Source organism: Acidiphilium sp. PA, from assembly GCF_026191915.1.
GTDB lineage: Bacteria > Pseudomonadota > Alphaproteobacteria > Acetobacterales > Acetobacteraceae > Acidiphilium.
The window spans coordinates 81,222-92,675 of sequence record NZ_JAIMBY010000014.1 but is presented as its reverse complement, the minus strand read 5'-3'; the positions used below and the strand labels follow the sequence as shown (position 1 = coordinate 92,675).

General features: G+C 64.6%; 10 protein-coding genes. 6 read left to right on the top strand and 4 right to left on the bottom strand.

The genetic code is table 11. From position 1 onward, the window contains the following. On the top strand, positions 1-241 hold a 241-nt coding region (locus AruPA_RS15500; protein ID WP_265637669.1), incomplete at its 5' end, for a hypothetical protein. On the opposite strand, the gene AruPA_RS15495 is transcribed toward AruPA_RS15500, so the two are convergent. Next, positions 225-1,190 (bottom strand): IS5 family transposase, encoded by a 966-nt coding sequence (locus AruPA_RS15495; RefSeq protein ID WP_265637668.1) that lies wholly within the window; start codon positions 1,188-1,190, stop codon positions 225-227. The two genes, AruPA_RS15500 and AruPA_RS15495, sit on opposite strands and share 17 nt — an antisense overlap. A 406-nt stretch (positions 1,191-1,596) precedes the next feature. On the opposite strand from AruPA_RS15495, the gene AruPA_RS15490 reads away from it, so the two are divergent. Beyond that, positions 1,597-3,981, top strand: coding sequence for an EAL domain-containing protein (locus AruPA_RS15490; RefSeq protein WP_265637667.1), 2,385 nt, complete (start codon positions 1,597-1,599; stop codon positions 3,979-3,981). A gap of 255 nt (positions 3,982-4,236) precedes the next feature. Here the strand turns inward: AruPA_RS15490 and AruPA_RS15485 are convergent, their stop codons facing one another. From AruPA_RS15485 to AruPA_RS15475, 3 genes are all read right to left on the bottom strand, one after another. Continuing rightward, positions 4,237-4,524: a GNAT family N-acetyltransferase gene (locus AruPA_RS15485; RefSeq protein ID WP_265637665.1), complete on the bottom strand. Its 288-nt coding sequence runs from the start codon at positions 4,522-4,524 to the stop codon at positions 4,237-4,239. 253 nt (positions 4,525-4,777) lie between these two features. After that, a complete protein-coding gene (locus tag AruPA_RS15480; RefSeq protein WP_265637664.1) occupies positions 4,778-5,872 on the bottom strand; it encodes a low specificity L-threonine aldolase in 1,095 nt (364 codons plus the stop codon). A 93-nt stretch (positions 5,873-5,965) separates the two neighbouring features. Further along, positions 5,966-6,775 (bottom strand): class I SAM-dependent methyltransferase, encoded by an 810-nt coding sequence (locus AruPA_RS15475; RefSeq protein ID WP_265637663.1) that lies wholly within the window; start codon positions 6,773-6,775, stop codon positions 5,966-5,968. Between the two features lie 158 nt (positions 6,776-6,933). Here AruPA_RS15475 and AruPA_RS15470 point away from each other — a divergent pair, with 158 nt between their 5' ends. The 4 genes from AruPA_RS15470 (at position 6,934) to AruPA_RS15455 (ending at position 11,451) form a co-directional block, all read left to right on the top strand. Beyond that, on the top strand, positions 6,934-8,304 hold the full coding sequence (locus AruPA_RS15470; RefSeq protein ID WP_265637662.1) for an FAD-binding oxidoreductase: 1,371 nt from the start codon (positions 6,934-6,936) through the stop codon (positions 8,302-8,304). A 119-nt stretch (positions 8,305-8,423) separates the two neighbouring features. After that, entirely contained in the window at positions 8,424-9,011 is a 588-nt protein-coding gene (locus AruPA_RS15465) for an ANTAR domain-containing response regulator (protein ID WP_265637661.1), read from the top strand. 13 nt (positions 9,012-9,024) lie between these two features. Then, positions 9,025-9,966, top strand: coding sequence for an ABC transporter substrate-binding protein (locus AruPA_RS15460; RefSeq protein ID WP_265637660.1), 942 nt, complete (start codon positions 9,025-9,027; stop codon positions 9,964-9,966). A gap of 255 nt (positions 9,967-10,221) precedes the next feature. Further along, positions 10,222-11,451, top strand: coding sequence for a NarK/NasA family nitrate transporter (locus tag AruPA_RS15455; protein WP_265637658.1), 1,230 nt, complete (start codon positions 10,222-10,224; stop codon positions 11,449-11,451). Positions 11,452-11,454 lie beyond the last annotated feature (3 nt).

Genomic DNA, 11,454 nt, shown 5'->3' with positions numbered 1-11,454 from the left:
ACCGTCTGCTCCACAATGCCCACCGCATCGAACTCACCGGCGAAAGCCTGCGCAAGACCCGCAAGCAAACCCCAAAAACCGCTTGACCCAACAAGAACAGGAGAGCAACGAAATCAACAGCCACAGAGACCGCTACCAGGGCGAATTAAAATCGGAATCCATGGGCGAATTCTCAGGAATCCGCACCTGGTTTCGGGATGCGGGACAGACTCCGCCCCTGAACCTCAAACCGCCGGTGTGATCACCCGCCGTGCGATGTAGAGGTTCACCAACGCAAACTGGCTGAACAGGTGCTGCTCATTCTTGAACAACCCGCGATACCGCACCTTCGTATAACCGAACTGGCGCTTGAGAACCCGGAACGGATGCTCGACCGCCGAACGCAGCGCTGCCATCAGCCGGTTCAGCCGCTTCTGCTCAGGCGTCGTGTCGCAGCCTTTCGTGCGCTTGAAAGGCACAAACCACCGCGGGCCAGCCTCGTTCTCTGCGCGCACACGGTCGGGCTCGCGGATTTTGTCGGCGTAGCCACGGTCACCGTGTGCCGTCTGCTCGTCACCGTGCAGCAATGTCTCCGCCATGCTGTAGTCGGACACCTTGCCGGTCGTGACCTCCAGCGTATGCACCAGACCGTGCGCCGTATCGACGCCGATATGCGCTTTCATGCCAAAATGCCACTGGTTGCCCTTCTTGCTCGACGTCATCTCCGGGTCGCGTTGGCGAGCCTGGTTCTTTGTCGAGGGCGGGGCGGCAATCAGCGTCGCGTCCACGATGGTGCTTTCACGCAGGATCAGGCCTTGCTCCGTCAATACCGACACGACCTCCTGGAACAGACTCTCAGCCAATTGATGCGCCTCCAGCAAATGGCGGAAGTTCAGGATCGTCGTCTCGTCGGGCATGCGGCTCTCGCCCGCGTCCAGCCCCGCAAAGCGGCGCAGCGCGGGGATATCGTGCAGCGCTTCCTCCATTCCGGGGTCTGAATATCCATACCAATGTTGCAAAAAATGGATCCGCAACATCGTGCTCAACCGATAGGGTTTGCGCCCCCTCCCGGCGAGCGGATAGTGCGGCTTGATCAGCGCCTCCAGCCGCCGCCACGGCAAAACACGCTCCATCTCCGCCAGAAACACGCCCCGACGGGTGATCTTCCGCTGTTTGCGGAAACCGTCATACACAGCAAAACTCCGCTGCATTCAGGGGTATCCTCTCTGTCAAACCCCGTGAAGCATACCGAAAACGTATCGTAATGGATTTTTCAGAGTTTCCTTTAATTGTCCAACTCAAATTGGCCTGATCCCGGTCAAAACACCTGAATAGTTACATTTTTTGTTCACAAAATAAAAGACTTCGGCGTGCGTTTGCCTTGCTTTGCCTCAGACACCGCGGGCCGACGACGACCAGGGCCGGTCGATCGTCATGGCGACGAATTGCTCCGTCTGGCTGCCTAACCCGGATAATGCGGCCGCCTGAACGTGCCGCCAAGTTTAACCGTTTGCTAATCCATTGGCGGTATATCCAGGGCCGGAACGAATCTCCGGGGATTGAGGGGGAGAGGATGGTGCGGATGGTCGAATTGACAACGGAGGCCGACCCGGATTGATGAATTCATTGACGTGGGTCTTGCTCGCCGTGGCGATTGGCACCGTTTCGTGCATCGGGTCGGTCGTTCTTGTCATCAGGGCGCGGGATGCCACAGACAAGTCCCGTTGGTTCTGGCTTGGCCTCGCGGCGATCATTTACGGCAGCGGCGTGTGGGCGACGCACTTCGTTGCGATGATCGCCGAGGCGCCGCCGATGCGGATGGGCTATGCGCTTGGGCCGACGGTATTATCGGTTCTGCTCGTTATTTTCGGCGCATTCCCGGCGTTTGTACTCGTGTTGACACCATCGCCCACGCGCCTGCGGCGCATGGGTGCGGGCCTTATTCTTGGCGTCAGCGTGGCTGCGATGCATCTGACCGGGATGGCGGCCATGCGGTTTGCCGGCACGCTCGCTTACAGGCCGGAGTATCTGGTTCTGGCCGTCGGGCTCGGCATGGTCTTGAGCGCGCTGGCGTGGCGGCGCCTCGCGGACTTTCCCGCCGTGAGTGCCGTTGGCGAGGCTGGTCTTCTTCTGGTGCTCGGGATTGCCGCGATCCATTTCATTGCCATGGCCGGCACACGCTATGTGCCGGGGCCGATGGCGGCCAGCGGGGCGATCCTGATCGGCCGAAATGCCACGCTCGCATCCGCCGCGGCGTCCGCGATCGCGATCGGTCTGTCGTTGATCGTTGGTCTGTTCGACCAGCGCTGGCGACAGGTGCGGCTCGAAGCGGCGCGGCTGCGGCAGCTCGCCGATTGCACGATCGAGGGCTTACTGATCCATGCGGAGGGCGTGATCCTTTGGGCGAACGGTGTGCTGTGCGACATGCTGGATATGGATCTGGCGTCGCTGACCGGCAGGGACGTCGCGACGCTTGCCCACCCCCACGACCTGCCCATGATCAGGCGCCATGTTTTGGCCGATTCCGGTTCGCTCGACGAGATCGCGATGGTCGGGGCGAACGGCCGTGCCTTGTCGGCCGAGATCGCCAGCCGGAGGATCCGCTACGAGGGCAGGCCGGCCGGGGTGATCGCGCTGCGCGACACGACGGATCGGCGCCGGAGCGCGGCGCGGATCGAACATCTGGCCTTTCACGATACGCTGACCGGATTGGCCAATCGCGCGCGGTTCGACGACGCGCTAGCCGCAATGATCGAGGCCGCCACCGTCGCGCAACCGCTGTCTCTGCTGCTGATCGATCTTGACCGGTTCAAGGCGGTGAACGATCTGCACGGCCACCTGATTGGAGACCAGTTATTGCAGCATGTTGCCTCCCGGCTGCGGCGATTGATGCGCGAGGACGATCTGGTGGCGCGCATGGGCGGCGACGAATTTGCCATATTGTGTCCGAAAGCGAGCGTCGAGGCGGCAACCCGGCTTGCGGATCGGGTGATCGAGACGCTTTCGGCACGTTTCGAAGTCGATGGTCAGGTTCTGACGATCGGCGCTTCGGTGGGACTTGCGATGGCACCGCTCAATGCGCGGGATGCGGCGACATTGATGCAGGCAGCGGATCTCGCGCTCGGTCGTGCCAAGCGGGAGGGGCGCGATCGTTTCTGCTTTTTCGAGCCCGGCATGGACATCCGGTTTCGCGAGCGCCGGGCCATCGAGCAGGATCTGCGCAGCGCGATCGAGGCGGATGCGCTGGATGTGCATTATCAACCCGTCGTCGACTGTGCGACACGGGAGATCGTCGGCTATGAGGCGTTGGTACGCTGGAGCCATGCGACACGCGGGCCGATTTCGCCGGTGGATTTCATTCCGATCGCCGAGGAGGCGGGTTTGATCCTTGCCCTCGGCAAACTGGTTTTGGAACACGCGGCCGCTGCGGCGTGCCGATGGCCGGCGCACATCAGCCTCGCCGTCAATCTCTCGCCGCGCCAATTCCATGATCCGAATTTGGGTGATGACATCATCGCGATCATCCAGCGGGTTGGTTTGCCCGCGGAACGGCTGGAACTGGAGGTGACCGAAAGCGTGCTGATCGATGATTCGTCCCGCGCGCTCGACATTCTGAAACAGTTGAAGGCGCATGGCATTCGAATCGCGCTCGATGATTTCGGTACCGGTTACTCATCGCTTGGCACGCTCCGGCAGTTTCCGTTCGACAAATTGAAGATCGATCGTTCCTTCGTGCAGAGCCTGGGTATCGATCACGATGCCACGAGCATGGTGCATGCGATTCTTGCCATGGGAACGAGTTTGCGGCTGACGGTCACCGCCGAAGGCGTCGAGACCGAATTGCAATTCGAAACACTTTGCGCCAGCGGGTGCGACCTCGTTCAAGGGTTCCTGCTTGGCCGGCCGGCCCCGTCGCCGGAGGTAAACGGTGGCTCACCCGTGCCGGAAGGCGATGGCGCCGCACCGGGATTGGCGCGGCATCGGCGCGTGGGGCTGGTTTGACGGCGGGGACGGCAAGACCACGGCGGGGGACGATATCACGGCTCTATCGCGCCGGGCCTGCATGGGTGGCGGCTGGCATTATGCCGCACTGGGTATGCCGCACTGGGCGATACGGCCGGGGCCGCGGCGGCCGGGGATAGCGCCATGGTGGCGTTCCCGACCGCAATCGCGACGTTGGCAATCGCAACCGGGACAATCGAGACCGGGGTACTCCGACTGGGGCACTCGCGATCATGATCATCTGGCGGGTCTGGCTTATTCGGGCGGACGGGGGCGGTCGCGCCGTGCCGAAGCGGTGCGATCATAGGCGACATGCGGCCACAATTCGTGACCCGACGGCAGGCTCGGGTGTTCGAACCGGCCGATCGGCCGCATGCCGAGCCGTTCCATCAGGCGCCATGACCGCTCGTTGGCCGGCACGGTATAGGCCACGATCCGCTCCAGTCCGGGGGACGAAACGCCCCGATCGATCACGAGGCCGGCCGCTTCGTATGCGAGGCTCCGACCCTGCCAGGAGGCACCGATCCGCCGGGCGATCTGCACGCGGGGCTGAAGAAACCTGGAAAGGTGATTTTTTCCAGACCGGACAAGCCGATCAGCGCGCCGCTGGCGCGATGCTCGATCGCGTGAAAGCCCAAGCCCCATCGGCCGGGGCCTTCGCCATGATCCTGTCGAACTGGCTGGCATGATCCTTGGCCGAAAGATATCGACCGACACCTGGACCGTTCATCAGGGCGACGCAGGGCGCCCGATCCGCCGCGGTCCACGGGCGTAGAACGACCCACCTCGCCGGGCGTCACGCCGCGTCCCGCAGCGCGATCAGGGCGGCGATGATCTCATCGATCTCCCACGCCATGGTGGCATCGCCCACCACGATTTCACCCATCGCGCTGTCCGGCAGGAGGCCCTGCTCGAACCAGCCGAACAGCCAGCACCGGCGTTCGCGCGCGACCGTGAGCATCGCCTGGTTCATCCGCGCCGCCGATGCCGCGAAATGCACCTGAAACGCGTTGCATTGCGGCGGATCGGGGAAGACGGTGATGCCCGCGACCCCATGCAGCGCCGCCGCAATGGCGCAGGCGCGCCGGTAGTAATCGGCCATGCGGGGCAGGGTCGTGTCCAGCGCATCCAGTGCGGTCACGATCATGGGAAACGCCACCGGCAGGTCGCCGCCGTAGCGGACCCGCCAGGGTTTCGCCGCATCGATCGTGGTGCGGTCGCCCGCGAGCACGCAGCCGCCGAGACCGCCCAGCCCCTTGTAGAGCGAGACATAGACCGTGTCCGCGACCGCGGCGATTTCGGCCAGCGGCCGGTCGTACCAGGGCTGCACCTCCCAGAGCCGCGCGCCATCGAGATGCAGCGGGACGCCTTCCTGCCGTGCCCAGCCTGCGAGCGCCTGCAGATCATTCCACGCCAGCGCCTGATAGCCCGGACGGCGCAGCGGTAGTTCGACCGTTACCGCCGCGAGATTTTCGCGCGCGCCGGCCAGATCCGCCACGGTGAAATGCCGTTCAGTCCTGCCGAGGCGCACCGGTGTCAATCCGGCGAGCCGGGCGATTGCATCCTTCTCGTCGATCGCCAGATGCGATTGCGGGTGCAGGGCCACGGCGCGCCGGTTGCGCTGGCCGGCATGAACCAGCAAGGCGGCCTGCTGGGCGATGATGCCCTTGGGAAACCACAGCCCGGCTTCCTTGCCGAGCAATGTGGCGACGCGGGTTTCCAGCAGATCGATCGCGGGGCCGTTGCTGTAATGATCGAGCCCCAGCCCGATATGCCGCGAGGCGGCCATTGCCGCGATGAAGTCGGCGCCGGTCATCGGGGCGCGGGCGCAGAGGAAGTGGGTGCAGCCGGCGCGCGCCGTTGCTTTTTCGTCAGGGGTCGGTTCGGTCATGCTCATCCATTCAATGCCGGCGGAATGTGGTCGATGGCACCGGGGCCGGCCGGGCACAAGAGTGCCGGCGCGCTGGCTTGATCGCATGGCGCTCTAGCGCCGCATCAGCACCGTATAGATGCTGACGGTGCAGAGCGTCTCGAGCGATCGGAGGCGGCGCAGCGCGCTCAATGCGCGCAGCAATCGCTTGTCGCCCGCGTTGTAGCGCAGCATCCGGACGTCCCATGCGTTCGGGGCGAACAGGGCACGGAAGCGTGCCGGCGTCATTTTATTGAGCCCGACATCCGCCGCACTGGCGATTTTGGTGCGCTGTTTCACGCTCGCGAGCCGGAACAGCAGGGGTTCGGGCATCCATGCGCCGAGCCATGGAATCCCGGACCCGAGATAGCGGCCATGATCGCCGAAGGGACTGTAATAGAGCGGGCTGGTGCCGATCACGAACAGGCCGCCGGGCCGGAGCAGGCGATGCACTTCCGCCACGACCCCTGGTAGATCCATAATGTGCTCGAACGTATCCTTGCACAGGACGATGTCAAAACCGGCTTCTCCTTCGATCGCCGCGATATCGACGCAGCGAAATGCCATCACCTGGGCGAGATTTGGATAGGCCTGCGGCGCGTGCGTCTGCGCAAAGGCGATGCGCTGGTCGTCAAGGTCGATGCCGAGCACCTGCGCCGCGCCTTTGGCGGCCGCATCGACCGACAGCGCGCCATGGCCGCAACCGAGTTCGAGTACGCGGGCGCCGGTGAAATCGATCGCGGCACCGGAGAGACGGCGCCAGAACACCTCAGTATCCGCCAGCTGCCACGCGAAATAAGCGCGGTCGCGCCGCTGTTGCAGATCGTGCTGCGTCTCGCCCGATGCGGGCTGAAGACGCCATGGGGCCACGGTCGTCGGGGCCATGCTGAAATCCCGGAAATTGATCAATACAAGACCAAAATAACCTAGGATGCACAAAAAATATCGTCTGTTACCGCAATCTCGTGAATAAAATTCGTTTGCCTCTTTTTTACAAACTTTGCGGTCTTCCCTGATCCGCCCGATCCCGATACTTTGGCGGGATGGAAACGTCAGCAACCATCGATGCCGCCCGCACCCTGTTCGGCGATCGGCTCAGCCTCAACCAGGCGATCCGCGAAACCCATGCGCATGGCGAGGCCAATGCCGCAACGATGCTGCCGGATGCTGTGATCTTTCCCGAGACCACGGCCGAGGTTTCAGCACTTCTGTCGCTCTGCCATGCCAACCACACGCCGGTGACGCCGTTCGGCGCCGGGACATCGCTCGAAGGGCATGTCACGCCGGTCGCAGGTGGCATCAGCCTCGATCTCACGCGGATGAACCGGATTCTGGCGGTGAACGACGCCGATCTGGACGGGCGGGTCGAAGCCGGGGTGACGCGCAAACAGCTCAATACCTATTTGCGCGACCACGGGCTGTTTTTTCCGGTCGATCCCGGGGCGGACTGCACGATCGGCGGCATGTGCGCCACCCGCGCCTCCGGCACCAACGCGGTGCGCTATGGTACGATCCGTGACAACGTGCTCGGCCTGCGCGCGGTGCTGGCCGACGGCACCATTGTGGATACCGGCGGGCGGGTGCGCAAATCGGCCACCGGGTACGACCTCACTCGCCTGTTGATCGGCTCAGAGGGCACGCTTGGCATCATCACGGAAATCCAGCTGCGGCTCTATGGCATTCCCGAGGCGATCGGCGCCGCCGTGTGCGCGTTCGCGACAGAGCGTGGCGCGATCGATGCGGTGATCGAGATCATGCAGACGGGCATTCCGGTCGCGCGGATCGAATATGCCGACCCGGATCAGATGGCCGTCTCGATCGCGTATTCCAAGCTCGACCTGATCGCGCAGCCAACCCTGCTGTTCGAGTTTCACGGCACGGCGCGCGGCGTTGCCGAGCAGGCGGCGATGGCCGAGGCGATCGCCGCAGCCCATGGCGGGCAGGGTTTCGTCTTCGCCACCGAAACCGAAGCGCGCACCAAGCTGTGGCAGGCGCGCCATGATGCCTATTGGGCGGCGCGTGCGGCCTTTCCCGGCCACGGTGCCTTCTCGACCGATACGATCGTGCCGATTTCCAACCTGGCGCAGGCGATGGCGCGGGCGCGCGAGTCGGTCACCGCGTCCGGCCTGCGGGCGTGCATCGTCGGTCATGTCGGCGATGGAAATTTCCATGTTCTGATCCTGTATCCCGATACGCCGGACGGGGCCGCGCGTGCCTGGGCGCTCGACCGTGAAATTGTCGGCCAGGCGCTCGATCTGGGCGGGGCTGCGAGCGGCGAGCATGGGGTTGGGATCGGCAAGCGCGAATTCATGACGCGCGAGCATGGCGCGACCGCGCTTGCGATGATGCGTGGTATCAAAGAGGCGCTCGACCCGCGCGGCATTCTGAATCCGGGCAAGCTGTTTCTCGACTGAGCGGGGGCAGGAGGGCACTCGTCCTATGATGGCAGCCATCTTGCAATGGCGGCCATTTATGATGGCAGCCATCTTGCATCGGTACCGGGTGAACGACCGCATGGGCCCGACGACGCAACGTGGATATACTGATCGCCGATACCGACCCCGCCCGCGCCGAAACGCTTGCCGCGCGCCTGGCCGCCCAGGCCGGTGCCGGGCGCATCCGCATCGCGCCGCCGCTGGAGAATCTGGCGTCGATCGTCGCGGTGGAGCGGCCGGATATCGTGATCGTGGATATGGCGCGGCCGGATCGTGACAGTCTGGAACATCTGCGCAGCATTGCCGCGCATCAGATGCCGGTGATGCTGTTCATCGATGAGGACGACCCGGCGTTCATGGAGGAGGCGATCGGCGCCGGCGTGGTATCCTATCATGTCAATGCCGCCAGCATCACCGACATTAAGCCCATTTTGCGCAGCGCCATCGCGCTTTACCGCCATGCCAGCGCCCGGGAGGTGCGGCTTGCCGCGGCGGAGGCGGAATTGTCGGACCGGCGGCTGATCGAGGGGGCCAAGCGTCTGCTGATGCGGCGCGACAATATGAGCGAACCCGCCGCGCATCGATTTTTGCAGCGGCGCGCCATGGAGCGCCAGATGCGCCTGCCGGATGCCGCCCGCGCGGTGCTTGCAACAGCGGCGGGCGACGAGGCGGGGGATCGGGCTTGATGAGGCACTCGGCATGAGTGCTTATAAATTGCGCATCGGCATGCTGCGACTGCTCGATAGCGCGCCGGTTCTGATCGCGCGGGACCGCGGTTTCTTCGCGGCGGCCGGGCTCGATGCCAGCGTGGTGATCGAGCCGTCCTGGGCGAATATCGCCGACAAGCTGGCCTATGGCATGCTCGACGCCGCCGTTATGCTCGGCCCGCTCGCGCTCGCCATGAGCCTGGGCCTGCGCGGGCGCGCGACCGGGTTGCGGCTGGCGGCCACGCTCAGCCGCAATGGCAATGCGATCGTGCTGGCGAACCATCTCGCCGGGCGGGCCGACCTTGCGGCTGCCATCGGTGCCGCGCCGTTTGCGGTCGTGCACGCGTATTCCAACCACGATCTGCTGCTGCGCGACTGGCTGACGGCGCGCGGGGTTTCGCCCGCGGCGGCGGCGATCGTCACCCTGCCGCCCGGGGATATGCAGACGGCGCTGGGGCGTGGCAGCATCGCGGGGTTCTGCGCCGGTGCGCCCTGGGGTGCGCGGGCGGCGCGGGATGGTGCCGGCACGCTGGTCGCGACCTCGGCCGCCATCGCGCCGGGGCATCCCGAAAAACTGGTGGTGATTCGCGATGAGGTTGCCGCGGCGAACCCGATGCTTGCGGCCGCGCTGCGCGATGCCTTGGGGGCGGCGACCGCATTGTGCCATCTGCCGGCGGAGCGCGCGGGGCTTGCCGCCGGCCTCGCATCCCCGTCCCACCTCGATCTTCCGGCTGAATTGCTGGCGGACTGCCTGAGCGGGGAGGGTGGTGATCCGCTGTTCATGCGGGGTGCGGAACTGCGCCCGGCGCGCGCGGATCTGCAATGGACGATCGCGCGCATGCATTGCGCGGGGCATCTGGTGGGGATCGACCTCGCGGTGGCGGAGCGATCGTTGCTGCGGCCGGTGGGTGAAGATGGTTCGACGTATGATTAAAAGAACGGCATTTGGCTTAAAATGCGTTTAATATAGTTGATATATTAGACAGATTATTCGGGCGGGTCGAAAAAAGGCCTAAATTTAGGCCGTGATGGATTTGGCATCATTCTTGCTGGGCGGAGAGGACACGGAAACGTGTCGCGCCGCGGCCAAGGACGGTCTCGGCGCTCGCCCGGGGTGAAAGCCCCGCTGCACGGGATCGCGCGCCAAGGAGGGCCGTTTCGCGGATGTTCCATCCGCAGGAGTGCGACCATGAGGGTTTCCCCCGACAAATCCTTTCTCAAGGCGGGACATCTGCCCAGCCTGCTCGCGGCTTTCCTTTATTTCGACATGAGCTTTACCATCTGGGTTCTGCTCGGGCCGCTGGCGGTGCAGATCGGCAAGCTGCTGCATCTCGACCCTGCCCAGAAAGGTCTGATGATCGCGTTGCCGGTGCTCTCCGGCGCTTTGCTGCGCATCGTGGCCGGGTTCGCGGTCGATCAGTTCGGCGCGCGCGCCACCGCCATCGTTGCCCAGATCATCGTCATTCTCGGGCTCGGCTTCGCCTGGTGGCATGGCATCACCTCGTACCACGAAGTGCTCGCGCTCGGGCTCGTGCTCGGGATTGGGGGCGCTTCCTTTGCGATCGCGCTGCCGCTGGCTTCGCGCTGGTATCCGCCCGAGCATCAGGGCACGGCGCTCGGCATTGCCGGCGCGGGAAATATCGGCACAGTCGTCACCGCACTCGCCGCCCCCTCGCTCGCCATCGCGATCGGCATCGGTGGTGTGTTCGGGATTGCCGCGATCCTGATGATCCTGACCCTGATCGGGTTTGCGTTGCTCGCCAGGAACCCGCCGGCCTATAAATTCCCGCAGCCGTTCGGCCGGTATTTCGATGTGCTGAAACCGGCCGATACCTGGTGGTTCATGGGCTTCTACGGCGTCACCTTCGGTGGATTCGTGGGTCTATCCGCCGCGCTGACGCTGTATTTCCACACCGTTTACGGCCTCACCCCGGTTAATGCCGGCTTCGCCACCGCGGTTTGCGCCTTCGTGGGCGGCTCGATCCGCCCGTTCGGTGGCTATCTGGCGGATCGGCTGGGCGGGGTGCGGGTGCTGTCGGCGCTTTATCTGCTGGCGGCGGCGGCGCTGATCGTGCTCAGCATGGGCATCGGCGAGTTCTGGCCGGCGCTTGCGGTGTTCATTGTCGTGATGGCGGCGTTCGGCATGGGCGATGGGGCGGTGTTTCAGCTGATCCCCGCGCGGTTCGGCCGGGAGATTGGCACCGCCACCGGCTTCGTCGGCATGGCGGGTGGTGTCGGCGGCTTCTACCTCGCCTCCAGCCTCGGCGTGTCCAAGCAACTCACCGGCTCCTATGGCGCGGGCTTCCTGATCTTCGCCGGGCTCGCCCTGCTCGCCTTCGGGGGATTGTCGATCGTCAAGCGCCGCTGGCGCGCCGATTTCACCGCCGCCGCCATCGACGGCGTTCCCGTTCGCGTTTGACCT